Origin of the sequence: Xanthomonas cissicola, from assembly GCF_008801575.1 — a bacterium.
In the GTDB taxonomy this organism is placed as follows: domain Bacteria; phylum Pseudomonadota; class Gammaproteobacteria; order Xanthomonadales; family Xanthomonadaceae; genus Xanthomonas; species Xanthomonas cissicola.
The window spans coordinates 172,162-198,223 of sequence record NZ_VZPL01000001.1 but is presented as its reverse complement, the minus strand read 5'-3'; the positions used below and the strand labels follow the sequence as shown (position 1 = coordinate 198,223).

Below are 26,062 nucleotides of genomic sequence, written 5' to 3'. Positions count from 1 at the left end.
TTACTTGATGATCTTGGCAACCACGCCGGCGCCGACGGTACGACCGCCTTCACGGATGGCGAAGCGCAGACCTTCGTCCATCGCGACCGGGTTGATCAGGGTCACGACCATCTTCACGTTGTCGCCCGGCATCACCATTTCCACGCCTTCCGGCAACTGGCAAGCGCCAGTGATGTCGGTGGTGCGGAAGTAGAACTGCGGACGGTAGCCCTTGAAGAACGGGGTATGACGGCCACCCTCATCCTTGGACAGCACGTAGACTTCGGCTTCGAACTCGGTGTGCGGCTTGATCGAACCCGGCTTGCACAGCACCTGGCCGCGCTCGACGTCGTCACGCTTGGTGCCGCGCAGCAGCAGACCGGCGTTGTCGCCTGCCTGGCCCTGGTCCAGCAGCTTGCGGAACATTTCCACGCCGGTGACGGTGGTCTTCTGCGTATCGCGGATACCGACGATTTCGATTTCGTCGCCCACCTTGATGATGCCGCGCTCGATACGACCGGTCACCACGGTGCCGCGGCCGGAGATAGAGAACACGTCTTCGACCGGCATCAGGAACGGACGGTCGACGTCGCGGGTCGGCTCGGGAATGAACGAATCCAGCGCTTCGACCAGCTTCAGGATCGCCGGCACACCGATGTCGCTCTGATCGCCGTCCAGCGCCAGACGCGCCGAACCGTGGATGATCGGGGTGTCGTCGCCCGGGAAGTCGTACTTGCTCAGCAGCTCGCGCACTTCCATTTCGACCAGCTCGAGCAGCTCGGCGTCGTCGACCATGTCGGCCTTGTTCAGGAACACCACGATGTGCGGCACACCGACCTGACGCGAGAGCAGGATGTGCTCACGGGTCTGCGGCATCGGGCCGTCGGCGGCCGAGCACACCAGGATCGCGCCATCCATCTGCGCCGCACCGGTGATCATGTTCTTGACATAGTCGGCGTGGCCGGGGCAGTCGACGTGCGCGTAGTGGCGGGTCGGGGATTCGTATTCGACGTGTGCGGTCGAAATCGTGATGCCGCGCGCCTTCTCTTCCGGCGCCGCGTCGATCGCGTCGTACGCCTTGAACTCACCACCGAAACGCTCGGCACCGATCTTGGTCAGCGCAGCGGTCAACGTGGTCTTGCCATGGTCAACGTGACCGATGGTGCCGACGTTCACGTGCGGCTTGGTGCGCTCGAATTTAGCTTTTGCCATGACTAACTACCTCTAATTGAAAATTTGTGAGAAGCGGCTGAGCGAACTCAGCCCTTCTTGGTGACAGCGTCGGCGATGTTGGCCGGTGCCTCTTCGTAGTGGTCGAATTCCATCGAGAACGTCGCACGGCCCTGGCTCATCGAGCGCAGCGAAGTGGCGTAACCGAACATTTCACCCAGCGGTATCATCGCGTTGATGATCTTGCCCGACGGGCTGTCGTCCTGACCCTGCAACACGCCACGACGGCGGCTCACGTCGCCCATCACGTCACCCAGGTAATCCTCCGGGCTGACGATTTCGACTTTCATGATCGGCTCCAGCAACACCGGGCTGGCCTTCGCGAAGCCCTGCTTGAACGCCATCGATGCAGCCAGCTTGAACGCCATTTCCGAGGAGTCGACGTCATGGTACGAGCCGAACACCAGCTTGACCTTCACGCCCACCACCGGGAAGCCGGCGATCGGACCACTGGTGATCGTCTCGCGCAGACCCTTTTCGACCGAAGGGATGAACTCCTTCGGAATGATGCCGCCGGTGATGTCGTTGACGAACAAGAAATCGTCTTTGACGTTGTCGCTCTTGCGCTCTTCCTCGGTCATCGGCGACAGCTCGATCACCACGTGACCGTACTGACCCTTACCACCGGACTGCTTGGCGTGCTTGTAATCAGACTTGACGTCAGACTTGCGGATCGTTTCGCGGTAGGCCACCTGCGGCTTGCCGACGTTGGCCTCGACATTGAACTCGCGACGCATGCGGTCGACGATGATGTCCAGGTGCAACTCGCCCATACCCGAGATGATGGTCTGGCCGGATTCTTCGTCGGTCTTGACGCGGAACGAGGGATCTTCCTGCGCCAGACGACCCAGGGCCATGCCCATCTTTTCCTGGTCCGACTTGGTCTTCGGCTCCACCGCCATCGAGATCACCGGCTCCGGGAACACCATGCGCTCCAGGGTGATGATCTTGTCCTGCGCACACAGCGTGTCACCGGTGGTGACGTCCTTCAGACCCACGGCAGCGGCGATGTCGCCCGCGCGCACTTCCTTGATCTCTTCGCGATTGTTGGAGTGCATCTGCAGGATGCGGCCCACGCGCTCTTTCTTCGACTTGACCGGGTTGTAGACCTGGTCGCCGGAGTTCAGCGTGCCCGAGTAGACACGGAAGAACGTCAGCGAGCCCACGAACGGATCGGTCATGATCTTGAACGCCAGCGCCGAGAACGGCGCGGTATCGGTCGCGGCGCGTGTGTCTTCCTTCTCGTCTTCGTCGATACCCTGCACCGGCGGACGGTCCGCCGGCGACGGCAGCAAATGCACCACGCCGTCGAGCATGGCCTGCACGCCCTTGTTCTTGAAGGCCGAGCCGCAGAACACCGGCACGATCTCCACCTTCAAGGTGCGCTCGCGCAGACCCGACAGGATCTCCTGCTCGCTCAGGTCGCCCTCGTTGAGGTACTTGTCCATCAGGTCTTCACTAGCTTCTGCAGCCGCTTCGACCATGAACGAACGCGCCTCGGTCGCGACATCGACCAGGTCGGCCGGAATGTCGCGGTATTCGAAAGTGGTGCCCTGCGATGCGGTATCCCAATGGATCGCCTTCATCTTCAGCAGGTCGACCACGCCCTCAAAGCCGTCTTCGGCGCCGATCGGCACCTGCATCGGCACGGCGTAGGCACCCAGACGGGCCTTCAGCTGCTCAACGACCTTGTCGAAGTTGGCACCGGTACGGTCCATCTTGTTGACGAATGCCATGCGCGGCACGGAATACTTATTGGCCTGGCGCCACACGGTCTCGGACTGCGGCTGCACGCCACCCACGGCGCACAGCACGAACACCGCACCGTCGAGCACGCGCAAGGAGCGCTCCACTTCGATGGTGAAGTCGACGTGCCCGGGGGTGTCGATGATGTTGAAGCGGTGCTGCGGCATGGACTTGTCCATACCCGACCAGAACGCGGTGGTCGCAGCGGAGGTGATGGTGATACCACGCTCCTGCTCCTGCTCCATCCAGTCCATCACTGCAGCGCCGTCATGGACTTCGCCGATCTTGTGACTCACACCGGTGTAGAACAGGATGCGTTCGGACGTGGTGGTCTTGCCGGCATCGATGTGGGCCATGATGCCGAAGTTGCGGTAACGCTCGATAGGGGTGGTGCGGGCCACGGGGAGCCTCTCAATTTCTTGGATTTCGGATGGCCGAACGCCGCCTTTCGGCGGCCTTCGGATTGGATGCGACGCAAGATGCGTCGCAAACAGCACTCATATGGTGCTGAAGGGCCCCGTTACCAAGGCCCCCGAGGTCACCAGCGGTAATGTGCGAACGCCTTGTTCGCCTCCGCCATGCGGTGGGTCTCTTCGCGCTTCTTGATCGCGCCGCCGCGGCTTTCCGAGGCGTCCAACAGTTCTGCAGCCAGCTTACGCGGCATGGTGTTCTCGCCACGCTTGCGCGCGGAATCGATCAACCAGCGCATCGCCAGCGCCATGCGACGGGAGGATCGCACTTCGACGGGCACCTGATAGGTAGCACCACCGACGCGACGCGATTTAACTTCGACAGCCGGGGCCACGTTGTCCAGTGCTTTCTGCACCAGTTCGATGGCATTCGGATTCTTTTCGCCAATGACGTCCATTGCGCCATAGACAATTTTCTCAGCAACCGACTTCTTGCCACTCTGCATCACCATATTGATGAAGCGGGCAATGGTTTCGCTGCCATGCTTTGGATCTGGCAGGACGGTGCGCTGCGGAGTAGAACCTTTACGGGACATTTGAGTATTTCCTTAGCTCTTCGGGCGCTTGGCGCCGTACTTGGAACGGCCTTGACGACGCTTGGCGACGCCGGCGGCGTCCAGCGAACCACGGACGGTGTGATAACGCACACCGGGAAGATCCTTGACGCGGCCACCGCGGATCAGGACCACGGAGTGCTCCTGCAGGTTGTGGCCTTCACCACCGATGTAGCTGATGACCTCTTCCTGATTGGTCAGGCGCACCTTGGCGACTTTACGCAGGGCCGAGTTCGGCTTCTTCGGGGTAGTGGTATAGACGCGTGTGCAGACGCCACGGCGCTGCGGACACTTGTCCAGTGCCGGAGAGGCACTCTTGTAGGTGGTCGCTTGCCGAGGCTTGCGGACCAGCTGATTGATCGTCGTCATCAGTTGATTCTTCTGATTGATAGGCCGAGACGGCCTGCACGAAAACAAAGGCAGGCCGAAACCGGCCCACCGAGACAGAGAAGTATAGCTGGCAGGACGAAACTCCGTCAACTTCACGAAATCTGAACCTGCTGGCCCATCCAAGGCCGGAAAACGGAGGGCGTCCTGCCCTCCTTTTCGCTTGGCTTACGGCGACCTTGCGACCGCCGTCGGAGCGCTTACTCCTCGTCCGCGCCAGCGTCGGCCACTGCGGCGACCGGTTCGGCGACTGCCGGCTTGCCCGACAGCGTTTCCATTTCCGAGTCGGTCAGACCCGAGGCCTTGCGACGTCCGGCGTGGTACGCCAGACCCGTACCGGCCGGGATCAGGCGACCCACGATCACGTTTTCCTTCAGACCGCGCAGGTTGTCGCGGGTGCCGCGCACGGCTGCCTCGGTCAACACGCGGGTGGTCTCCTGGAACGATGCCGCCGAGATGAACGACTCGGTGGCCAGCGATGCCTTGGTGATACCCAGCAACACCGGATCGTACTTGGCCGGCAGTTCGTTGCGCTTGACCAGGCGGGCATTTTCCTCGATGACGCGCTGCCGCTCGACCTGCTCGCCGTTGAGGAACTTGCTGTTGCCCTGATCAACGATCTCGACCTTACGCAGCATCTGGCGAGTGATCACCTCGATGTGCTTGTCGTTGATCTTCACGCCCTGCAGGCGATACACGTCCTGGATTTCCTTGACCAGATAAGCGGCCAGCGGTTCGACACCCAGCAGACGCAGGATGTCCTGCGGGCTCGGCTCGCCGTCCACCACGGTCTCGCCCTTGGTCACGTGTTCGCCTTCGAACACGATGATCTGGCGGTACTTGGGAATCAGCTCTTCGTGTTCCGAACCATCGGTATCCTTGATGATCAGGCGCTGCTTGCCCTTGGTGTCCTTACCGAAGCTGATGATGCCCGAGCGTTCTGCCAGGATCGCCGGATCCTTCGGCTTGCGTGCTTCGAACAAGTCGGCAACGCGCGGCAGACCACCGGTGATGTCGCGGGTCTTGGACGCTTCCTGCGGGATCTTGGCAACCACGTCGCCCACGCCGACGGCAGCGCCGTCCTGCAAGTTGACGATGGAGCGCGGCGGCAGCAGGTACTGGGCCGGCAGATCCGTATTGGGAATCGTCAGGTCGTTACCCTTGGCATCGACGATGCGCACGATCGGACGCAGCTCCTTGGCCTGTGCACCGCGACGCTTCGGGTCGGTGATTTCGCGCGACGCCAGACCGGTCAGCTCGTCGGTCTTCTCGATGACGGTGACGCCGTCGACGAAGTCGATGAAGCGGATGAAACCGGCCACTTCCGACACGATCGGGTGGTTATGCGGATCCCAGTTGGCAACGCTCTGCCCGGCCTTGACCGCATCGCCGTCTTTGGCGGTGATGGTCGCGCCGTACGGCAGCTTGTAACGCTCGCGCTCGCGGCCATGGCCATCGAGCACGGACAGTTCGCCAGAACGCGAGACCGCAACCAGCGAACCGCTGGCATGCGCCACCGACTTGAGGTTGTTGAACTTCACCGAACCGGTGGTCTTGACGGTGATGTTGTCCACCGCAGCCGCACGCGACGCCGCACCACCGATGTGGAACGTACGCATGGTCAGCTGGGTGCCCGGCTCACCGATCGACTGCGCGGCGATGACGCCGACCGCTTCGCCGATGTTGACCTGGTGACCACGTGCGAGATCGCGGCCGTAGCAGCGTGCGCACACGCCGAACGAGGATTCGCAGCTGATGGTCGAACGCACCTTCACCGACTGCACGCTGGCGTCTTCGAGCTTGGCCACCCAGGCTTCGTCGAGCAGCGTGTTGCGGGTGACGATCGGCTCTTCGTCGTTGCCCGGCAGGTACACGTCCTCGGCCACCACGCGGCCCAGCACGCGCTCGCGCAACGGCTCGACCACGTCGCCGCCTTCCACGATCGGGGTCATGATCAACCCCTCGGTGGTGCCGCAATCGATTTCGGTGATCACCACGTCCTGCGCCACGTCGACCAGGCGGCGGGTCAGGTAACCGGAGTTCGCCGTCTTCAGCGCGGTATCGGCCAGACCCTTACGGGCGCCGTGGGTGGAGTTGAAGTACTCCTGCACGTTCAAGCCTTCGCGGAAGTTCGCCTTGATGGGCGTCTCGATGATCGAGCCGTCCGGACGCGCCATCAGGCCGCGCATACCGGCCAGCTGACGGATCTGCGCCTGGCTACCACGGGCACCGGAGTCGGCCATGATGTACAGCGAGTTCATCGACTTCTGGTCGATGGTCTCGCCCTTGGCGTTCTCGACCTTTTCGGTACCGATGGTGTCCATCATCGCCTTGGCGATGCGCTCGCTGGTCCGCGACCAGATGTCCACGACCTTGTTGTAGCGCTCGCCGGCGGTGACCAGGCCCGACTGGTACTGCTCCTGGATTTCCAGCACTTCGGCTTCGGCCTCGGTGAGGATGCCCTTCTTCTCGTCGGGGATCAGCATGTCGTCGATACCGATCGACACGCCGGCGCGGGTTGCGTAGGCATAGCCGGTGTACATCAGCTTGTCGGCGAACACGACGGTGTCCTTCAAGCCCAGCAGACGGTAGCTGGAGTTGATCAGGCGCGAGATGTTCTTCTTGGTCATCTCGGTGTTGGCCAGCTGGAACGGCAGGCCTTCAGGCAGGATCTCGCTCAGCAGCGCACGACCGACCGTGGTATCCACGATCGAGGTGCCGCTACTGCGCTTGCCGCCGGCTTCCACGTCCACCTGGGTGATGCGTACCTTGACCTTGGCGTGCAGTTCGACCACGCGGTTGTCGTAGGCGCGCTTCACTTCGCTGGTGTTGGCGAACACCATGCCTTCGCCCTTCTTGTTCTCCAGGGCGCGGCTCATGTAGTACAGACCCAACACCACATCCTGCGACGGCACGATGATCGGCTCGCCGTTGGCCGGCGACAGGATGTTGTTGGTGGACATCATCAACGCACGCGCTTCCAGCTGGGCTTCCAGCGAGAGCGGAACGTGGACAGCCATCTGGTCGCCGTCGAAGTCGGCGTTGAAGGCAGTACAGACCAGCGGATGCAGCTGGATGGCCTTGCCTTCGATCAACACCGGCTCGAACGCCTGGATGCCCAGGCGGTGCAGGGTCGGCGCGCGGTTCAACAGCACCGGATGCTCGCGAATCACTTCTTCCAGGATGTCCCAGACTTCGGCTTCTTCGCGCTCGACCAGCTTCTTGGCGGCCTTGATGGTGGTGGCCAGGCCACGACGCTGCAGCTTGGCGAACACGAACGGCTTGAACAGCTCGAGCGCCATCTTTTTCGGCAGGCCGCACTGGTGCAGCTTGAGGTACGGACCGACGGTGATGACCGAACGGCCGGAATAGTCCACGCGCTTGCCGAGCAGGTTCTGACGGAACCGGCCCTGCTTGCCCTTGATCATGTCGGCCAGCGACTTCAGCGGACGCTTGTTGGTGCCGGTGATGGCACGACCGCGACGGCCGTTGTCCAGCAGCGCATCGACCGATTCCTGCAGCATGCGCTTTTCGTTGCGCACGATGATGTCCGGAGCATTGAGCTCCAGCAGGCGACGCAGACGGTTGTTGCGGTTGATCACGCGGCGGTACAGATCGTTCAGATCCGAGGTCGCGAAGCGGCCGCCATCCAGCGGCACCAGCGGACGCAGATCCGGCGGCAGCACCGGCAGCACGGTCATGACCATCCACTCCGGACGGTTACCCGATTCCAGGAAGGCTTCGATCAGCTTGATGCGCTTGGTCAAACGCTTGAGCTTGGTTTCCGAACCGGTGCTGGCGATTTCCTCGCGCAGACGAGTCATTTCCGATTGCAGGTCGATCGTGCGCAGCAACTCATACACAGCCTCGGCGCCCATGGCGGCGTCGAAGTCGTCGTTGTACTCCTGACGCGCGGTCAGATACTGCTCTTCGGTCAGCAGCTGGCGGCGCTCGAGCGGGGTCAGGCCCGGCTCGGTGACGACATAGGCTTCGAAGTACAGCACGCGCTCGATGTCACGCAGGGTCATGTCCAGCATCAAGCCAATGCGCGACGGCAGCGACTTGAGGAACCAGATGTGCGCAACAGGCGAGGCCAGGTCGATGTGACCCATGCGCTCGCGGCGCACCTTGGCCAGGGTGACTTCGGTACCGCACTTTTCGCAGACCACGCCACGGTGCTTCATGCGCTTGTACTTGCCGCACAGGCATTCGTAGTCCTTGATCGGTCCGAAGATGGCGGCGCAGAACAGGCCGTCACGCTCGGGCTTGAAGGTCCGGTAGTTGATGGTTTCGGGCTTCTTCACTTCGCCGTAGGACCACGAACGGATCAGGTCCGGCGACGCCAGCGCGATCTTGATCGCATCGAAATCCAGCGTCTGGCGCTGCTGATTGAAGAGGTTGAGCAGGTCTTTCATTTGATATCTCCGGGTCGGAGGAATTTCGTATCTGAGATGAAACGCGAACAGCTTCAAACGGGACTGCGATCAGGACACCGTAGCCGGGAAGAGCGAACGCGCTGAGCGCTCGCCACTTCCGGATTGCAGGCCGCTGACCGGGCCCGGCTCTTACTCTTCCAGTTCCATGTTGATCGCCAGCGAGCGGATTTCCTTCACCAACACGTTGAAGGATTCCGGCATGCCCGCGACCATCTCGTGCTCACCATCGACGATGTTCTTGTACATCTGGTTGCGGCCCTGCACGTCGTCGGACTTCACCGTCAGCATTTCCTGCAGGGTGTAGGCCGCGCCGTAGGCTTCCAGCGCCCAGACTTCCATTTCGCCGAAGCGCTGACCACCAAACTGCGCCTTGCCGCCCAGCGGCTGCTGGGTCACCAGCGAGTACGGGCCAGTCGAGCGCGCATGCATCTTGTCGTCGACCAAGTGGTTCAACTTCAGGTAATGCATGTAGCCGACCGTGGTCTTGCGATCGAACGCTTCGCCAGTGCGACCGTCGTACAGCTGGGTCTGACCGCTCTGCGGCAGATCGGCCAGCTCCAGCATGCGCTTGATTTCCGCTTCGCTGGCGCCGTCGAACACCGGGGTCGCCATCGGCACGCCGTCGATCAGGTTCTTGCCCAGGTTGAGCAATTCCTCATCGCTGAACTGCGACAGGTCCACGCGCTGTGCATTGATCGCGTTGTCGTGGTTGTAGATGTCGTTGAGGAACTTGCGCAGTTCGCTGACGGCGGCCTGGGCTTCCAGCATGCGCTGGATCTTGCGACCCAGACCCTTGGCGGCCCAACCCAGATGCACTTCCAGAATCTGGCCGATGTTCATACGCGACGGCACGCCGAGCGGGTTCAACACGATGTCGACCGACTCGCCGGTGGCCATGTACGGCATGTCTTCCACGGGCACCACGTTGGAGACCACACCCTTGTTGCCGTGGCGGCCCGCCATCTTGTCGCCCGGCTGGATGCGGCGCTTCACGGCCAGGAACACCTTGACCATCTTCAGCACGCCCGGTGCGAGGTCGTCGCCCTGGGTGATCTTGCCGCGCTTGTCGGCAAAACGTGCTTCGAATTCCTTCTCGTGCGCCTGGATCTGCTTCTGCGCACGCTCGATGGCGTCGGCAGCGTCTTCATCCTTCATGCGCAGCTGGAACCAATCGGACTTCTTCAGCCCGTCCAGGTACGCGTCGGTGACGGTGTCGCCCTTCTTCAGGTTGGCGCCGCCGTTGGCGACCTTACCCACGATCTGCGAGCGCAGACGCGCGTAGATGGCCGCTTCCAGGATGCGGAACTGGTCGTCGAAGTCCTTCTTGACGCGCTTGATTTCAGACTCTTCGATCTGACGCGCACGCTTGTCCTTCTCGATGCCGTCACGGGTGAAGACCTGCACGTCGATGACGGTGCCGTCCATGCCCGGGGGCACGCGCAGCGAGCTGTCCTTCACGTCGGACGCCTTCTCGCCGAAGATCGCACGCAGCAGCTTTTCTTCCGGAGTCAGCTGGCTTTCGCCCTTCGGCGTGACCTTGCCGACCATGATGTCGCCGGCACGCACTTCCGCACCGATGTACACCACGCCGCTTTCATCCAGACGGTTCAAGGCCTGCTCGGACACGTTCGGGATGTCGGCGGAAATTTCCTCCGGCCCCAACTTGGTGTCGCGCGCAACGCAGGTCAGCTCTTCGATGTGGATCGTGGTGTAACGATCTTCTTCCACCACGCGCTCGGAGAGAAGGATGGAGTCTTCGAAGTTGTAGCCGTTCCACGGCATGAACGCGATCAGCATGTTCTGGCCCAGCGCCAGTTCGCCGATGTCGGTGGACGGGCCGTCTGCCAGCACGTCGCCGCGCGCGATCACGTCGCCCACATTCACCAGCGGACGCTGGTTGATGCAGGTGTTCTGGTTGGAGCGGGTGTACTTGATCAGGTTGTAGATATCCACGCCGGCATCGGTGTCGCCGCCGATTTCTGCCTCATTGACCTTGACCACGATGCGGGCTGCGTCGATCTGCTCGATCACGCCACCACGCAGCGCATTGACGGTCACGCCCGAGTCGCGCGCAACCGCACGCTCGATGCCGGTACCGACCAGCGGCTTCTGCGAACGCAGTGTCGGCACGGCCTGGCGCTGCATGTTAGCGCCCATCAGTGCGCGGTTGGCGTCGTCGTGCTCGAGGAACGGCACCAGCGCCGCTGCGACCGACACGGTCTGCATCGGCGAGACGTCCATGAAGTGCACTTCGGACGGCGGCTTCAACAGCGATTCGCCCTGGAACCGGCACGGCACGAACTGCTCGGTGAGCATGTTCTTGGCATCGGTCAGCGCGTTCGCCTGGGCGATCACGTACTCGTTTTCCTCGATCGCCGACAGGTATTCGACGTCGTCGGAGACCTTGCCGTCCAGCACCTTACGGTACGGCGTCTCGAGGAAGCCGTACTGGTTGGTGCGGGCGAACACGGCCAGCGAGTTGATCAGGCCGATGTTCGGGCCTTCCGGCGTTTCGATGGTGCAGACGCGGCCGTAATGGGTCGGGTGCACGTCGCGCACTTCGAAGCCGGCGCGTTCGCGGGTCAGACCGCCCGGACCCAGCGCGGAGACGCGACGCTTGTGCGTCACTTCCGACAGCGGGTTGTTCTGATCCATGAACTGCGACAGCTGCGAGGAGCCGAAGAATTCCTTGATCGCGGCAGCCACCGGCTTGGCGTTGATCAGCTCCTGCGGGGTCAGGCCTTCGGACTCGGCCATCGACAGACGCTCCTTGACCGCGCGCTCGACGCGGACCAGGCCCACGCGGAACACGTTCTCGGCCATTTCGCCGACCGAACGCACGCGACGGTTACCCAGGTGATCGATGTCATCGACCACGCCGCGACCGTTGCGGATTTCGGTGAGCACCTTGATCACTTCCAGGATGTCGGAGGTGTCGGCGTGCTCGGCAACCAAGCGCTTGGATTCTTCGTCGTTACGCTCGGCAAAGTACTTCTTGTCGTAAAGCACCGACTCGCCCAGCACGTCCTTGCGGCCGACGCGACGGTTGAACTTCATGCGGCCGACCGTGGACAGGTCGTAGCGCTCGAAGGTGAAGAACAGGTTGTGGAAGAGGTTCTGCGCCGTTTCCTTGGTCGGCGGCTCGCCCGGACGCATCATGCGGTAGATTTCGACCAGCGCTTCCAGCTGCGTCTTGGTCGGATCGATGCGCAAGGTGTTGGACAGGTACGGACCACGATCCAGATCGTTCACCCACAGGGTGCCGACCGCATCGACGCCCGCCTTGCGGAAGGCAGCCAGCTGGTCTTCGTTGATTTCGTCGTTGGCATTGGCCAGCAGTTCGCCGGTGGAGCCATCGACCACGTCGTGCGACAGGATACGACCGACCAGGTAGTCGTCCGGCACGGCCAGCGCGGCAACGCCGGCGGCTTCCAGTTGCTTGACGTGACGCGCAGTGATGCGCTTGCCCGCTTCCACGATGACCTTGTCGCCGTCGGCCAGGTCGAAGTTCAGCGTTTCACCACGCAGACGCTCCGGCACCAGCTCCAGCTGCACGCCTTCGTCCGGGTTGATGTGGAAGGTGTTGATCTCAAAGAACTCGGCCAGCATCTCTTCGTTGCTGTAGCCAAGCGCGCGCAGCAGGATCGACACCGGCAGCTTGCGGCGACGGTCGATACGGGTGAACAGCGCATCCTTCGGGTCGAACTCGAAGTCCAACCACGAGCCGCGGTACGGAATGATGCGGGCGCTGTAGAGCAGCTTGCCCGAGCTGTGGGTCTTGCCACGGTCGTGATCGAAGAACACGCCCGGCGAGCGGTGCAGCTGCGAGACGATCACGCGCTCGGTGCCGTTGACGATGAAGGTACCGTTGCCGGTCATCAACGGAATTTCGCCGAGATAGACCTCCTGCTCCTTCACGTACTTGATCGCCTTGGTCGACGACTCGCGGTCGTAGATCACCAGACGCACGGTCACGCGCAACGGCGCGCCATAGCTCATGCCGCGCTGACGGCATTCACGCTCGTCAAACACCGGCTCACCCAACTTGTAACCGACGTACTCCAGCGCAGCGTTGCCGCTGTAGCTGGAAATCGGGAACACCGACTTCAATGCCGCGTGCAGACCGAGGTCCTTACGCTTGTTCGGCTCCACGTCTTCCTGCAGGAATTCGCGATAGGAATCCACCTGGATGGCAAGCAGGAACGGCACTTCGAGGATCGAGCGCTGCTTACCGAAGTCCTTGCGGATACGCTTTTTTTCGGTGAACGAATAAGACGTCATGAGGTCTTCACCCTAGGCTGCGGGGGCCACATCGCGGCGGCCCTGAAATAACAAAATTGTCAGTTGGAAGTCGCTGGTATTGCCGGCACCAGCACGCCTTCTCCCGCTACTTCCAACTACCAACTCGGTGAGGCCGGGAATCGGGAATTGAGAATCGGATGATCGCGCCATGCTGCATGTACGATTCTCCAATCCCACTTCCCGTCCGAAACGGCCAAAGGCCGGGAGCTCTACGCTCCCAGCCTTCAGTGCATCACCATGAAACGCTGGCGATGCAAGGTATTGCTTACTTGATTTCGACAGTCGCGCCAGCTTCGGTCAGTTCCTTCTTGATCTTCTCGGCTTCGTCCTTCGAAGCGCCTTCCTTCAGCATGCCACCGGCTTCTGTCAGATCCTTGGCTTCCTTCAGACCCAGGCCGGTCACGGCGCGGACGGCCTTAATGACGCCGACCTTGTTGGTGCCACAGTTGGTCAGCACCACGTTGAACTCGGTCTGCTCTTCAACCACGGCGGCCGGGCCAGCTGCAGCAGCAGCGACCGGGGCAGCGGCGGAGACGCCGAACTTTTCTTCGATGGCCTTGACCAGCTCCATCACTTCCATCAGGGACTTCTCGGCGATGGCGTCGACGATCTGTTCGTTGGTAAGGGACATTGTGATTACCTTTAAATGATTTTCTGGATTGGGGTTCTAGCGAACGCTAGGACATCAAGCTTCGGCAGTCTCGGCGACCGGCGCGGCGGCTTCGTCGCCACCACCCTGCTTGTCGCCAACGGCCTTGACGGCACGGGCGAACATGGCAGCCGGTTCGGACAGCACGCGGGCCAGCATGGCAAGGGCCTGGTCACGGGTCGGCAGCGAGGCCAATACGTCGACGTGTCCAGCCGGGAACAGTTCCCCGCCGATGGACACGACCTTGGCCTGCAGCTTGTCGTTGCTCTTGGCAAATTCCTTGATCAGGCGACCGGCTGCGCCAGGCTCCTCCATCGAAAACGCATACAGCAAAGGACCGACCAGCTTGTCAGCAGCGACAGCGAAATCAGTACCTTCAACGGCACGCGCAGCCAGGGTGTTCTTGACAACTTTCAAGAACACGCCGGTTTCGCGGGCCTGCTTGCGCATCGCGGTCATCTGGGAGACCGTGGTGCCAGCGTATTCGGCAGCGACCAGGGAGTGGGCCTTGGCGGCGATGTCTGCCAGCTCGGCGACTACTTCTTGCTTCTGGGACAGATTGAGAGCCATTGCACTCCTCCGTTAAAGCCGGTATTCGGGATTGGTGATTCGGGATTCGCCAGAGCCGTGAAGCAGCCTGCAAATCCCCAATGCCGAATCCCTAATCCCCGCTTCAAACTACTCCGCTCGCGGCTCCTGCCGGTCGCGGTCCAGGGCAGCCTCCTTCCTGGAAGCCGGGAACATCGACCGATGTTCCTTTGGTGGCCGTTCTAGACCTGGAGTGGACTCGATCCGGGATGTCCCAGACGCGCGTAAACCAGAAAGCTCCAGAAGGGCGACACCATCTACGCCGGCCGGTTCGAAACGAACCAATTAAGCGATCCCGCTGCATCGACGGCGACTCCTTGCCAGTGCGAGCATCCCTGCCCGTCGTCGATCCGCGCTGACCGCGCCTGCGGTCTTTGACGGCTACCGCCGGACGTGCCGGCGATCGCCTTCAAAATGTCCGTTACCCCAAAGGAGGGAACGGACTCCCAGCACACGGTGACCCGGGCCGGAAAAACAATGCTGTACTGCCAAATACGTCAGGCGCATGACGCCGGACGCATTCGCTTACTTCAACGACAGGCTCGACTGGTCCACCGTCACGCCCGGACCCATGGTCGAACTGACCGACACCTTCTGCAGGTAGGTACCCTTGGAGGTGGCCGGCTTGGCCTTGACCAGATCCAGCAACAGCGCCTGCAGGTTCGACTTCAGCGCTTCGTCGTCGAAGCTGGCCTTGCCGATGGTGCAGTGGATGATGCCGGCCTTGTCGGTGCGGTAGCGCACCTGGCCCGACTTGGCATTCTTGACCGCTTCGCCCGGATTGGCCGACACGGTGCCGACCTTCGGGTTCGGCATCAAGCCGCGCGGACCCAGCAGGGTGCCCAGCTTACCGACGACGCGCATAGCGTCCGGGGTCGCGATGACCACGTCATAGTTCAGGTCGCCGGCCTGCATCTTCTCGGCCAGGTCGTCCATGCCCACCGCCTCGGCGCCAGCGGCCAGGGCTTCGTCAGCCTTGGCGCCTGCCGGTGCGAACACTGCAACGCGCACGCTCTTGCCGGTACCGGCCGGCAGCACGGTGGAACCGCGCACCTGCTGGTCGGACTTCTTGGCGTCCACGCCCAGGCGCACGGCAACGTCGATCGACTCGACGAACTTGGCCTTGGTGGCGGTCTTCAGGATCTTGATTGCGTCTTCGAAGGCATAGGTCTTGCCCGGAACGACAGCGGCCGTAATGGCCTTAACGCGCTTGCTCTGTGCCATGTCTTAGCCCTCCACCGTCAAACCCATGCTGCGGGCAGAACCCGCAATCGTGCGCACCGCCGCTTCCAGCTCGGCTGCCGTCAAATCGGCTTCCTTGACCTTGGCGATCTCTTCCAGCTGCTTGCGCGTCACCTTGCCCACCTTGTCGGTGTTGGGACGCTTCGAGCCGGAGCTCACGCCTGCGGCCTTCTTGAGCAGCACGCTGGCCGGAGTGCTCTTGGTGACGAACGTGAAGGTACGGTCGGAATACGCGGTGATGATCACCGGCGTCGGCAGACCCGGCTCCAGCTTCGACGTTGCCGCGTTGAATGCCTTGCAGAACTCCATGATGTTCAGACCGCGCTGACCCAGTGCAGGGCCAACCGGCGGCGCAGGGTTGGCCTGACCGGCCTTGACCTGCAACTTGATGAAAGCAGTAATCTTCTTAGCCATTTCAATACTCTCCGGGTGCTAGCGCCTGACCTGCAGGCTCCCCATCGGACCGGGATTCACGTGTCCCGGCTTCACGTTTGTTGACCACACGCAGATGGCCGCCATGCGGCAGCCATTGGTTCCAGGCGGTTCGCCAGGACAGCGAGCCGCGCACTATAGCAGCATTTGGGGCGAGCGCCTAGCCGGCGCCCACAGGGTCAGCCTTTCTCGACCTGACCGAATTCGAGCTCGACCGGCGTGGAGCGACCGAAGATGAGCACGGCAACACGCAGCCTGCTCTTTTCGTAATTGACTTCCTCGACGACGCCGTTGAAGTCGTTGAATGGACCCTCGGTGACGCGCACCATCTGGCCCGGCTCGAACAACACCTTCGGACGCGGCTTCTCGACGCCGTCTTGCACCCGCTGCAGAATCGCATCCGCCTCTTCGTCGCGAATCGGCAGAGGACGGTCGGCGGTGCCGCCAATGAAACCCATCACCTTGGAAGTTTCCTTCACCAGGTGCCAGCTTTCGTTGTCGATGCGCGGAATGCCGGCTTCTTCATGCGTTTCGATCTGCACCAGCACGTAGCCGGGGAAGAACTTGCGCTCCGACCGACGCTTCTGGCCGGCGCGCATTTCGATGACCTCTTCGGTCGGCACCAGCACGTCGCCGAAACGATCTTCCATCTCGGCACGCGCGATACGGTCGCGCAATGCCTGCGCAACGGATTTTTCGAAGCCTGAATAGGCGTGAACGACGTACCAACGCTTCACTGCTTGATTCTCCTCAACGAGCCAGGAACCACTGCGTGAGCTTCTGGATGACAAAGTCGAAGCCGCCCAACAGCAAACTCAGAATGATTACAACAACAATGACGACCCAGGTGGTGCGGATAGCTTCCTGGCGCGTCGGCCAGACAACCTTACGCAACTCGAACCTGGATTCGGACAGGAATTCGCGGGTCTCCCGGCCCTTGCCGGTACCCAAAAACACAAATGCACCCGCCACCAACCCGACGATGACAGCCAATGCACGCAGCTGCGGCGTCCACGCGCCCAGCTGGGTCGCGCGCTCGGGAGCGGAGAACCAGAACCACACAAAAAGCCCCGCAACCACCAGGGCAGCGGAGACAACGTACTTAACGACATCAGCGCTAGAGGACGCGCTCTTGGAAGGCTCGATTTTGCTATTCATCCGGCTCTAGTTACCGATCTGACCCGAGTCGCTGGGCCGGAAAGAGGAGTGGCACGCCAGGAGGGACTCGAACCCCCAACCTGCGGTTTTGGAGACCGCTGCTCTGCCAATTGAGCTACTGGCGTATGTACTCGTTTACCGCAAACCCCAAGACAACGAAGGCGGACCGCGGTTCAGCCGGCCCGCCATTCGTTTGAATCCAGCCGCCAACAGGCGGCTGGATACAGGCACTTACTTGATGATCTTGGCAACCACGCCGGCGCCGACGGTACGACCGCCTTCACGGATGGCGAAGCGCAGACCTTCGTCCATCGCGACCGGGTTGATCAGGGTCACGACCATCTTCACGTTGTCGCCCGGCATCACCATTTCCACGCCTTCCGGCAACTGGCAAGCGCCAGTGATGTCGGTGGTGCGGAAGTAGAACTGCGGACGGTAGCCCTTGAAGAACGGGGTATGACGGCCACCCTCATCCTTGGACAGCACGTAGACTTCGGCTTCGAACTCGGTGTGCGGCTTGATCGAACCCGGCTTGCACAGCACCTGGCCGCGCTCGACGTCGTCACGCTTGGTGCCGCGCAGCAGCAGACCGGCGTTGTCGCCTGCCTGGCCCTGGTCCAGCAGCTTGCGGAACATTTCCACGCCGGTGACGGTGGTCTTCTGCGTATCGCGGATACCGACGATTTCGATTTCGTCGCCCACCTTGATGATGCCGCGCTCGATACGACCGGTCACCACGGTGCCGCGGCCGGAGATCGAGAACACGTCTTCGACCGGCATCAGGAACGGACGGTCGACGTCGCGGGTCGGCTCGGGAATGAACGAATCCAGCGCTTCGACCAGCTTCAGGATCGCCGGCACACCGATGTCGCTCTGATCGCCGTCCAGCGCCAGACGCGCCGAACCGTGGATGATCGGGGTGTCGTCGCCCGGGAAGTCGTACTTGCTCAGCAGCTCGCGCACTTCCATTTCGACCAGCTCGAGCAGCTCGGCGTCGTCGACCATGTCGGCCTTGTTCAGGAACACCACGATGTGCGGCACACCGACCTGACGCGAGAGCAGGATGTGCTCACGGGTCTGCGGCATCGGGCCGTCGGCGGCCGAGCACACCAGGATCGCGCCATCCATCTGCGCCGCACCGGTGATCATGTTCTTGACATAGTCGGCGTGGCCGGGGCAGTCGACGTGCGCGTAGTGGCGGGTCGGGGATTCGTATTCGACGTGTGCGGTCGAAATCGTGATGCCGCGCGCCTTCTCTTCCGGCGCCGCGTCGATCGCGTCGTACGCCTTGAACTCACCACCGAAACGCTCGGCACCGATCTTGGTCAGCGCAGCGGTCAACGTGGTCTTGCCATGGTCAACGTGACCGATGGTGCCGACGTTCACGTGCGGCTTGGTGCGCTCGAATTTAGCTTTTGCCATGGGTGCGTGTCTCGGTAATCGTTTGGAGTTGAAGACGATTGAGTAATGGTGCTCACGAAAGGAATCGAACCTTCGACCTCCTCCTTACCAAGGAGGTGCTCTACCGACTGAGCTACGTGAGCGAGTTTTGCATTATGCCATGCATTTGCGTTCAATGGAGCGGGAGACGGGAATCGAACCCGCACCATCAGCTTGGAAGGCTGAGGTTCTACCGTTGAACTACTCCCGCGCCGGGAACTGCATGCCACAACGTGAAACTGGTGGAGGGAGGTGGATTCGAACCACCGAAGGCGTAAGCCAGCAGATTTACAGTCTGCCCCCGTTGGCCGCTTGGGTATCCCTCCAGCTTTTACTACCGGACCTGTGCGCCGCGAGGCGAATTCGGTTCGGGGTGAAGCAGCCCGTTATTTTGTTGTGGGACGCATGCAGTGTCAACAAAAATTTTGAGCAATCCTTCACTCTCAACGACACGCGGCGCCAGGCGCCACGCACAGCCGATCACACGTTGAAGCGGAAGTGCAGCACATCGCCTTCCTGGACACGGTATTCCTTGCCTTCCAGGCGCAGGCGCCCGGCATCGCGAGCACCGGTTTCGCCGCGGTATTTGATGAAGTCGTCGAAACCAATCGTTTCGGCGCGGATGAAGCCCTTCTCGAAATCGGTATGGATCACGGCAGCAGCCTGCGGCGCCGTCGAACCGGCCTTGACCGTCCAGGCGCGCACTTCCTTGACCCCTGCAGTGAAATACGTCTGCAGGCCCAACAGCGTGTAGGCCGCACGGATGACGCGATTCAAGCCCGGCTCTTCCAGGCCGAGATCGGCCAGGAAGCTGTCGCGATCGGTATCGTCCAGCTGCGACAGCTCTTCTTCGATGGCCGCCGAGACCGGCACCACTTCGGCACCTTCGGCAGCCGCATGCGCGCGCACCGCATCCAGGTGCGGATTGTTCTCGAAGCCGTCTTCCAGCACGTTGGCGATGTAAAGCACCGGCTTGAGCGTCAGCAGGAACAGATCGCGCACCAGCGCCTTTTCTTCCTCGTCCAGACCGGCGGCACGACCCGCCTTGCCATCCGCCAACGCGGCCTGCAGTTTGGCCAGCACCGGCTTGCGCGCCGCTGCATCCTTGTCGCCGCCCTTGGCGCTGCGTTCGGCACGGTTGAGGGCCTTTTCCACGCTATCCAGATCGGCCAGCGCCAGCTCGGTATCGATGGTTTCGATATCGGCGATCGGGTCGACCTTGTTGTTGACGTGGATGACGTCGTCGTTCTCGAAGCAACGCACCACGTGGGTGATCGCATCGACTTCGCGGATGTGCGCCAGGAACTTGTTGCCCAGGCCTTCGCCGCTCGCCGCGCCGGCCACCAGGCCGGCGATATCGACGAACTCGACCGCGGTAGGAATCAGCTTCTGCGGCTTGACGATGTCAGCCAGCTGATTGAGACGCGGATCCGGCACCGGCACGATGCCGACGTTCGGCTCGATGGTGCAGAACGGGAAGTTGGCCGCAGCGATGCCGGCCTTGGTCAGCGCATTGAACAGGGTCGACTTGCCGACATTGGGCAGGCCGACGATGCCGCATTTGATACCCATGGGTTTTCCAGTGAATGGAGAATCGGGAATGGAGAATGGCAGGAGCAGCGCCCTGTCCATTCCCTATTCCCCATTCTCTATTTTTTTTCGGTGTGCAGGCGTTTCATCGCCTCGTTGAAATTGCCTTCCATCGCCAGCGGCAGCACATCGATGGCGGCGTCCACCGCAGCGCCGATCGCCGCATCGTCCTCGCGCCCTGCCCGCCCCAGCACCCAGGGCACCACGCGGTCCTTATGGCCGGGATGACCGATGCCAACGCGTAGACGGTGAAATTTGCCGTGCCCGAGCAGGCGAATGGTGTCGCGCAAGCCGTTTTGCCCGCCGTGACCGCCGTCGAACTTGAGCCGCGCGGTACCGGGCGCCAGATCCAGTTCGTCGTGGGCGACCAGCAGGTGTTCGTGCTCGATCTTCCAGAACCGCAATGCGGCGGTGATCGACTTGCCGCTGAGATTCATGAAGGTAGCCGGCTTGAGCAGCCAGACCGGTTGTCCCGCGACCTCGACCTTGGCGGTCTCGCCGAACAACTTGCTGTCCAATGCCCAGCGGGCGCCACTGCGCTCGATGAGGGCATCGACGAAACGAAACCCGGCGTTATGCCGGGTTTGCGCGTGTTCCGGACCCGGATTGCCGAGCCCGACGATCAGGCGGAGTGCAGTCATGCCAGTGACCGCAGCCGATCCCGCGCGCAATGCAGGGGATCGGCCGACGGATTACTTGGTCTCGGCGCCTTCGCTGCCTTCTTCGCCGGCAGCGTCGTCTTCTTCGATCCGCACGTGCTTGGCAGCCACCACTGCCACGTCGTGCTCCTTGCCCAGCTTCAGCTCCGGAATTTCAACACCGGCCGGCAGCTTGATTTCGGACAGGTGGATCACGTTGCCCACTTCCAGTGCACCGAGGTCCACCTCGATGAACTCCGGCAGATCCTTCGGCAGGCAGACCACCTGGACTTCGTTGAGTTCGTGGGTGACGACCACCTCGCTCGACTTGCCGGCCGGCGAGGATGCTTCGTTGATGAAGTGCAGCGGCACGGCAGCACTGAGCTTCTCGTTGGCGCTGACGCGCTGGAAGTCGATGTGCATGATCAGCTGCTTGAACGGATGGCGCTGCATGTCGCGCAGCAGCACCTGCTGCACGTCGCCGTTGAGGTTCAGGTCCAGGATGGACGAGTAGAACCACTCGTTCTGCTGGGCGAGCCAGATCTGCTCGTGGTTGAGCTGGATGCTGACCGGCTCGAGTTCGCCACCGTACACGATGGCCGGAATGACGCCAGCGTGACGCAGGCGGCGGCTCGCACCCTTCCCCTCGTCAGCGCGGCGCTCGACCTTGATTTCATGAGTCTTTGCCATTGGATTTCACTACCTGGTTGGAACACCGCCTCGCGGCGATGAAGCGTCTCACCCGCGACCAGGTGAGACGTGTGGCGGCACCCGGGAATCCGGGCACCGAATGGGGCATCAGTCGACGTAAAGCGAGCTGACCGATTCGCCGAAGGCGATACGGCGGATGGTCTCGGCCAGCAGTTCGGCCACGCTCAGCTGACGAATCTTGGCGCAGGTGCGCGCCCCTTCGCTCAGCGGAATCGTGTCGGTGACCACCAGCTCGTCGAGCTGCGAATTGTTGATGTTGTCCACCGCCGGGCCCGAGAGTACCGGGTGGGTGATGTAGGCCACGACCTTGAGCGCGCCGCGCTGCTTCAGCGCTGCGGCAGCGGCGCACAAGGTACCGGCGGTGTCGACCAGGTCGTCGACCAGCACGCAGGTCTTGCCCTGCACGTCGCCGATGATGTTCATCACGGTGGCCACATTGGCGCGCGGACGGCGCTTGTCGATGATGGCCAGATCGGCGTCATCCAGGCGCTTGGCGACGGCGCGTGCGCGCACCACGCCACCCACGTCGGGCGACACCACGATCAGGTTGTCGGTGCCGTAGGCGCGCCAGATGTCGGCCAGCAACAGCGGCGAGGCATAGACGTTGTCGACCGGCACATCGAAGAAACCCTGGATCTGGTCGGCGTGCAGGTCGACCGTCAGCACGCGGTCCGCCTCCATGGCGCAGATCATCTTGGCAGCCACCTTGGCAGTGATCGGCACGCGCGAGGAGCGCATGCGACGGTCCTGGCGCGAATAACCGAAATACGGGATCACCGCGGTAACGGACTGGGCGCTGGCGCGCTTGAGCGCGTCGATCAGCACCAGCAGTTCCATCAGGTTTTCGGCGCTGGGCGCGCAGGTAGGCTGGATGACGAACACTTCCTGCCGACGCACGCTCTCTTCGATCTCCACCTGCACTTCGCCGTCGGAAAAGCGCGTGACCAACGCCTTGCCCATGCGAACGCCCAGTTCCTTGCAGATGCTCTGGGCAAGCGGCTTGTTGGCATTGCCGGAGAACACCAGCAGATTACGTTGGTCTTGCATGAGATCTCTCGGGCGGCGGCGAAGAGCGTGCGGATCGATGGTGGAGCAGGACAAAGCCGAACCAATGCCGGGCTTTCGTTCGAGTCCCGCGCAAGGATGCGCGAGGTGTTGCAGACGGATCTGCAGTGAAACCTGGTGCAGGCGGACCTGCCTTTCTCGACAAACTGGCAGGGGCGGTAGGATTCGAACCTACGAATGCCAGGATCAAAACCTGGTGCCTTGGGCCTCTTGGCGACGCCCCTGCATCAAACTTGTCTCGCGTCCCGTGCGTCGAGCAACGGCGAGTGCGATGCACCCTCCGCCACCCACGCCCGCAGGCCGCCCGGCAACTGCGCCAGCGCCTGCTCTGCAGCAGCGCGCGTGGCGAATTCGACGAAACAGCCACTTCCCGACCCGGTCAAACGCGGTGTACCGACCCTGGAAAGCGCCTGGAACACGGCCTCGACGGCGGGTTCGCGGCGCCGCAGGACCGGCTCGAACGCATTGTCGAGCAGGGAACCGGAAGCGAAGTCCGCTATTTTCGCGGGCGCAGCATCCCGCGTCAATTCCTGTGATCGAAATAACGCTGGTGTCGGCACGTGAACGCCGGGATCGACCAGCAGATAGGCCGCTTCCGGCAGGGAAATCGGGGTCAGTTGTTCGCCCACACCTTCGGCCCAGGCATTGTGGCCGCGCACGAAGACTGGCACGTCTGCGCCCAGCTGCAAGCCCAGCTCGGCCAGCGCATCGGCCGCCAGACCCAGGCCCCACAAGGCATTGAGCGCCACCAGCACGGTGGCCGCGTCCGAGGAACCGCCGCCGAAACCTCCCCCTGCCGGGATGCGTTTGTCGACCCGAATCTCCGCGCCCGCCTGGGCGCCGGTTGCCGACTGCAGCAGGCGCGCGGCGCGAATCACCAGATCATCGTCTTCGGCCACGCCGGGCAAACTCTCGCCCACGCGGCGGATCTGGCCGCCGCTGCGCACGCGAAGATGAACGGTGTCCCCCCAGTCCAGTAGCCGGAACACGGTCTGCAGCAGGTGGTAGCCGTCGGCCCGGCGCCCGGTGATTTGCAGAAACAAATTCAGCTTGGCCGGCGCAGGCCACGCCGACCAGTCCGTGCCCGGCGCGTGCATCAGGGCGATACGGTCCATTGGTCGACCAGCAGGCGCACCTTGGCCTCGCCGCTACGGGCTTCGATCCGCTGCGGCAGCTCCGGCTGCTCGGCGCTGGCTGGCGTCCAGGCCAGAAAGTCGATCGTCCAGCCGTCCTGCTGCACGGTGCGCGGGCGCCCGGCGGCATCCAGGTCGACGCGTGCGGCACCCGCACCGGCGATGCGCAGCGCGCGCACCCAGTCCGGCATCTGGTTGACCGGGATGGTCCAGCCGGTTGCTTCCAGCAGCACCTGCTCGGCATCGGGGCCACTGCGCGGACCGCCCTCCAGCCCTTCCAGCCGGCCGGCGCCACTGGTGGTGTCGCCGGTGAGCACCCAGCTTTGCCGGGTGACCGGCGCACTGAGTTGCACGCGGTAGCGCGGGCCGTCCTGCTGCCAGTCGATGCGGCCGCTGCCGCCGTTGCGGTCCTTGCTGATCGCCACCCGGCCCTGGAAGGACCAGTGGGGATGCGCCTGCAGCCAGGCCTGGCGAGCGGCTTCGGCCTGGCGCGCACTGTCGGAGACGTGATCGACCACCGCCGCACCGCTGCCCTGCCCGCGCGGCACGCTGACGCAGGCCGACAGCCCGGTCAGCACCAGCCCGCCCAGGGCCAGCGTTCGGACCGTCTTGCTCATAGCCCGAACTTCTCCACCGCACGCTGCAGCGCACGGTTGTCGGGGTCGAGACGGCGCGCTTCATCGAAGTAGCGACGTGCTTCGTCCTGCTTGCCGCTAACCCACAGCACTTCGCCGACGTGGGCCGCGATTTCCGGGTCCTTGACCAGCGCCCAGGCGCGGCGCAGCTGCACCAGCGCCTCCTTGGTACGGCCCATCCGGTAGAGCACCCAGCCATAACTATCGACGATGGCCGGGTTGTCCGGGTCGGCGGTGCGGGCGCGGTCGATCAGCGCCAACGCTTCCTTGTAGCGGGTGGTGCGGTCGGCCAGGGTGTAGCCCAGCGCGTTCAGGGCTGCGACGTTTTCCGGTTCGGTCACCAGGATCTTGCGCAGATCGGCCTCGGCACGCGGGACATCGTCGCGCCGCTCCCAGGCCAGGCCGCGGGCGTACAGCAACGCGCTATCGTCCGGGTAGGCGGCCAGGCCACGTTCGAACGCGTCCAGTTCGCCCGGTGCATCGTCGGCCCGCTGATGCAGCTCGGCTTCGAGCACGTAGGCGTCGCGGCGCGCGTCATCGTCGGCACTGGCGTCGCCCTGCAGGGCGCGGGCTTCGGCAAGCGCTTCGGGCTTGCGGCCCAGTTCGTACAAGGCGCTGGCGGCGCGCAGACGCGCCTCGCTGAGTTGCGGACCACCCGGCACGCCGCGATACCACTCCACCGCCTCGTCGTAGCGTTTGAGGAATTCGGCGATCTTGCCCAGCAGCAGACGGCGGTCCGGATCGGGCTTGGTGGCGTTGCTCTTGAGCTCGGCGTACAGCGCCTCCAGCGAGCTGCGGTCTTTTTCCTTGGCCAGCATCGAGGCACGCAAGCCATAGGTCTGCGTGTCCTGCGGCCCGGTCGAGAGCACGCGTGCAGCAGCTTCGGTCTGGCCCATGGCGTCGTAGGCGAACGCCAGCGCGCCGCGCAGCTCGGAGTCCTTGACCGCTTGCGGTTCGATGTTCTTCAGCAGCGCCAGCGCTTCGTCGTTCTTGCCTTCCTGCTGCAACTGGGTGGCGTGTAGCAAGGCCACGCGCGGCTCTTCGGGGAAGCGGCGCACCACCTCGTCGACGATGCGCTTGGCCAGCGCCGGGCGCTCCATGCGCAGCGCAAGCCGGCCGAATTCCTGCCAGGCTTCGATCTGATTCGGAATGGCGCCGGCCTTGACCAGGTCTTCGAGCACGTCGGCCGAGGCTTCCGGCTCGCGGCCGCCGTTGGCCAGGGCGATCAGCGCAAAGCGCCAGCCACGCGGGTCGGGCTCCTTGAGCAGGCCGAGCAGGTCGCGGCGTGCGGTGCGCAGGTCGTTGCGGCGCAGGGCCAGCGAGGCCTCGGTGCTGCGCATGGACATCGACGACGGTGCGCGGGCGCGCCACAACGCCAGCGCTTCGATCGCGCGCGGGTCGTCGTTGGCCAGCATGGAGATGCGGGCGGCGCGCTCGGCCAGCCCGGCATCGCCGGCTTCGGCCTTGGCGGCGTCCAGGTAGGCGCGCGCGGCATCGTCCAGTTGCCCGGCCTGCAGGGCGAATTCGCCGGCAAGCACGGGTTCCAGCGACGAGGCGCCGGCACTGCTTGGCGGCGAAGCGGGCGGTGCTTTCTTGGGTGCTGCGGTGGCACTGGCGGACATTGCGACCAGCAAAAGAACACTCAGGATGCGAATCGGTACAGGCATCGGGGGCAAC

Annotated in this window: 20 protein-coding genes and 5 tRNA genes; all 25 read right to left on the bottom strand. The window is 63.0% G+C overall.

From position 1 onward, the window contains the following. The 25 genes from tuf (F7R02_RS00950) to F7R02_RS00830 all read right to left on the bottom strand — a co-directional run bounded on the left by tuf (F7R02_RS00950) (position 1) and on the right by F7R02_RS00830 (position 26,052). On the bottom strand, positions 1–1,191 hold the full coding sequence (gene tuf / locus F7R02_RS00950) for an elongation factor Tu (RefSeq protein ID WP_003486726.1): 1,191 nt from the start codon (positions 1,189–1,191) through the stop codon (positions 1–3). 47 nt (positions 1,192–1,238) lie between these two features. Beyond that, entirely contained in the window at positions 1,239–3,356 is a 2,118-nt protein-coding gene (fusA, locus tag F7R02_RS00945; RefSeq protein WP_005917595.1) for an elongation factor G, read from the bottom strand. Between the two features lie 137 nt (positions 3,357–3,493). Beyond that, on the bottom strand, positions 3,494–3,961 hold the full coding sequence (gene rpsG / locus F7R02_RS00940; RefSeq protein ID WP_005917592.1) for a 30S ribosomal protein S7: 468 nt from the start codon (positions 3,959–3,961) through the stop codon (positions 3,494–3,496). 12 nt (positions 3,962–3,973) lie between these two features. Further along, positions 3,974–4,348, bottom strand: a complete 375-nt coding sequence (rpsL, locus tag F7R02_RS00935; RefSeq protein WP_002811712.1) for a 30S ribosomal protein S12 — start codon at positions 4,346–4,348, stop codon at positions 3,974–3,976. A 218-nt stretch (positions 4,349–4,566) separates the two neighbouring features. After that, positions 4,567–8,781 carry a DNA-directed RNA polymerase subunit beta' gene (rpoC, locus tag F7R02_RS00930; RefSeq protein WP_003486736.1) on the bottom strand — a complete coding sequence of 1,405 codons (4,215 nt, stop codon included), beginning with the start codon at positions 8,779–8,781 and terminating at the stop codon, positions 4,567–4,569. Positions 8,782–8,931: 150 nt separating this feature from the next. Then, entirely contained in the window at positions 8,932–13,083 is a 4,152-nt protein-coding gene (gene rpoB, locus F7R02_RS00925; protein WP_078590743.1) for a DNA-directed RNA polymerase subunit beta, read from the bottom strand. A 286-nt stretch (positions 13,084–13,369) separates the two neighbouring features. Continuing rightward, entirely contained in the window at positions 13,370–13,735 is a 366-nt protein-coding gene (gene rplL / locus F7R02_RS00920; RefSeq protein ID WP_003486742.1) for a 50S ribosomal protein L7/L12, read from the bottom strand. 54 nt (positions 13,736–13,789) lie between these two features. Continuing rightward, positions 13,790–14,323 (bottom strand): 50S ribosomal protein L10, encoded by a 534-nt coding sequence (rplJ, locus tag F7R02_RS00915; RefSeq protein WP_003486745.1) that lies wholly within the window; start codon positions 14,321–14,323, stop codon positions 13,790–13,792. Positions 14,324–14,866: 543 nt separating this feature from the next. Then, positions 14,867–15,565 carry a 50S ribosomal protein L1 gene (gene rplA / locus F7R02_RS00910; RefSeq protein WP_003486747.1) on the bottom strand — a complete coding sequence of 233 codons (699 nt, stop codon included), beginning with the start codon at positions 15,563–15,565 and terminating at the stop codon, positions 14,867–14,869. A 3-nt stretch (positions 15,566–15,568) separates the two neighbouring features. Then, a complete protein-coding gene (rplK, locus tag F7R02_RS00905; RefSeq protein WP_003486749.1) occupies positions 15,569–15,997 on the bottom strand; it encodes a 50S ribosomal protein L11 in 429 nt (142 codons plus the stop codon). 197 nt (positions 15,998–16,194) lie between these two features. Beyond that, positions 16,195–16,752: a transcription termination/antitermination protein NusG gene (gene nusG / locus F7R02_RS00900; protein ID WP_005917584.1), complete on the bottom strand. Its 558-nt coding sequence runs from the start codon at positions 16,750–16,752 to the stop codon at positions 16,195–16,197. Positions 16,753–16,765: 13 nt separating this feature from the next. Next, entirely contained in the window at positions 16,766–17,173 is a 408-nt protein-coding gene (gene secE, locus F7R02_RS00895) for a preprotein translocase subunit SecE (protein ID WP_005917581.1), read from the bottom strand. A 49-nt stretch (positions 17,174–17,222) separates the two neighbouring features. Beyond that, a tRNA-Trp gene (locus F7R02_RS00890) sits at positions 17,223–17,298 on the bottom strand. Positions 17,299–17,404: 106 nt separating this feature from the next. Next, the gene (gene tuf, locus F7R02_RS00885) at positions 17,405–18,595 is read right to left on the bottom strand and encodes an elongation factor Tu (protein WP_003486726.1); all 1,191 of its coding nucleotides are present in this window, start codon (positions 18,593–18,595) and stop codon (positions 17,405–17,407) included. Between the two features lie 46 nt (positions 18,596–18,641). Further along, positions 18,642–18,717: transfer RNA gene (locus tag F7R02_RS00880), tRNA-Thr, on the bottom strand. A gap of 33 nt (positions 18,718–18,750) precedes the next feature. Continuing rightward, positions 18,751–18,824 (bottom strand) — tRNA-Gly (locus tag F7R02_RS00875). 29 nt (positions 18,825–18,853) lie between these two features. Then, positions 18,854–18,939, bottom strand: a tRNA-Tyr gene (locus F7R02_RS00870). A 154-nt stretch (positions 18,940–19,093) separates the two neighbouring features. Further along, entirely contained in the window at positions 19,094–20,185 is a 1,092-nt protein-coding gene (gene ychF / locus F7R02_RS00865) for a redox-regulated ATPase YchF (protein WP_003486755.1), read from the bottom strand. A gap of 77 nt (positions 20,186–20,262) precedes the next feature. Further along, the gene (pth, locus tag F7R02_RS00860; RefSeq protein ID WP_078590029.1) at positions 20,263–20,844 is read right to left on the bottom strand and encodes an aminoacyl-tRNA hydrolase; all 582 of its coding nucleotides are present in this window, start codon (positions 20,842–20,844) and stop codon (positions 20,263–20,265) included. A gap of 51 nt (positions 20,845–20,895) precedes the next feature. Beyond that, positions 20,896–21,531 (bottom strand): 50S ribosomal protein L25/general stress protein Ctc, encoded by a 636-nt coding sequence (locus F7R02_RS00855; RefSeq protein ID WP_003486759.1) that lies wholly within the window; start codon positions 21,529–21,531, stop codon positions 20,896–20,898. A gap of 108 nt (positions 21,532–21,639) precedes the next feature. Next, positions 21,640–22,599 carry a ribose-phosphate diphosphokinase gene (locus tag F7R02_RS00850; protein WP_033483734.1) on the bottom strand — a complete coding sequence of 320 codons (960 nt, stop codon included), beginning with the start codon at positions 22,597–22,599 and terminating at the stop codon, positions 21,640–21,642. Positions 22,600–22,764: 165 nt separating this feature from the next. Beyond that, positions 22,765–22,841: transfer RNA gene (locus tag F7R02_RS00845), tRNA-Gln, on the bottom strand. A gap of 3 nt (positions 22,842–22,844) precedes the next feature. Next, positions 22,845–23,732 (bottom strand): 4-(cytidine 5'-diphospho)-2-C-methyl-D-erythritol kinase, encoded by an 888-nt coding sequence (gene ispE / locus F7R02_RS00840; protein WP_033483735.1) that lies wholly within the window; start codon positions 23,730–23,732, stop codon positions 22,845–22,847. Beyond that, on the bottom strand, positions 23,714–24,367 hold the full coding sequence (gene lolB, locus F7R02_RS00835) for a lipoprotein insertase outer membrane protein LolB (RefSeq protein ID WP_033483736.1): 654 nt from the start codon (positions 24,365–24,367) through the stop codon (positions 23,714–23,716). The genes ispE and lolB overlap by 19 nt, the downstream gene beginning before the upstream one ends. Further along, positions 24,364–26,052: a tetratricopeptide repeat protein gene (locus F7R02_RS00830; protein ID WP_029996037.1), complete on the bottom strand. Its 1,689-nt coding sequence runs from the start codon at positions 26,050–26,052 to the stop codon at positions 24,364–24,366. The genes lolB and F7R02_RS00830 overlap by 4 nt, the downstream gene beginning before the upstream one ends. Positions 26,053–26,062: the final 10 nt, after the last annotated feature.

Bases quoted from the DNA above. Each gene is read 5' to 3' on its own strand.
- tuf (WP_003486726.1), bottom strand. From the start codon at position 18,595: ATGGCAAAAGCTAAATTCGAGCGCACCAAGCCGCACGTGAACGTCGGC.
- ispE (WP_033483735.1), bottom strand. From the start codon at position 23,732: ATGGACCGTATCGCCCTGATGCACGCGCCGGGCACGGACTGGTCGGCG.
- rpoC (WP_003486736.1), bottom strand. From the start codon at position 8,781: ATGAAAGACCTGCTCAACCTCTTCAATCAGCAGCGCCAGACGCTGGAT.
- ychF (WP_003486755.1), bottom strand. From the start codon at position 20,185: ATGGGTATCAAATGCGGCATCGTCGGCCTGCCCAATGTCGGCAAGTCG.
- F7R02_RS00850 (WP_033483734.1), bottom strand. From the start codon at position 22,599: ATGCAAGACCAACGTAATCTGCTGGTGTTCTCCGGCAATGCCAACAAG.
- lolB (WP_033483736.1), bottom strand. From the start codon at position 24,367: ATGAGCAAGACGGTCCGAACGCTGGCCCTGGGCGGGCTGGTGCTGACC.
- rplL (WP_003486742.1), bottom strand. From the start codon at position 13,735: ATGTCCCTTACCAACGAACAGATCGTCGACGCCATCGCCGAGAAGTCC.
- rplJ (WP_003486745.1), bottom strand. From the start codon at position 14,323: ATGGCTCTCAATCTGTCCCAGAAGCAAGAAGTAGTCGCCGAGCTGGCA.
- rplK (WP_003486749.1), bottom strand. From the start codon at position 15,997: ATGGCTAAGAAGATTACTGCTTTCATCAAGTTGCAGGTCAAGGCCGGT.
- F7R02_RS00830 (WP_029996037.1), bottom strand. From the start codon at position 26,052: ATGCCTGTACCGATTCGCATCCTGAGTGTTCTTTTGCTGGTCGCAATG.
- rpoB (WP_078590743.1), bottom strand. From the start codon at position 13,083: ATGACGTCTTATTCGTTCACCGAAAAAAAGCGTATCCGCAAGGACTTC.
- rplA (WP_003486747.1), bottom strand. From the start codon at position 15,565: ATGGCACAGAGCAAGCGCGTTAAGGCCATTACGGCCGCTGTCGTTCCG.
- rpsL (WP_002811712.1), bottom strand. From the start codon at position 4,348: ATGACGACGATCAATCAGCTGGTCCGCAAGCCTCGGCAAGCGACCACC.
- secE (WP_005917581.1), bottom strand. From the start codon at position 17,173: ATGAATAGCAAAATCGAGCCTTCCAAGAGCGCGTCCTCTAGCGCTGAT.
- pth (WP_078590029.1), bottom strand. From the start codon at position 20,844: ATGACTGCACTCCGCCTGATCGTCGGGCTCGGCAATCCGGGTCCGGAA.
- F7R02_RS00855 (WP_003486759.1), bottom strand. From the start codon at position 21,531: ATGGCAAAGACTCATGAAATCAAGGTCGAGCGCCGCGCTGACGAGGGG.
- tuf (WP_003486726.1), bottom strand. From the start codon at position 1,191: ATGGCAAAAGCTAAATTCGAGCGCACCAAGCCGCACGTGAACGTCGGC.
- rpsG (WP_005917592.1), bottom strand. From the start codon at position 3,961: ATGTCCCGTAAAGGTTCTACTCCGCAGCGCACCGTCCTGCCAGATCCA.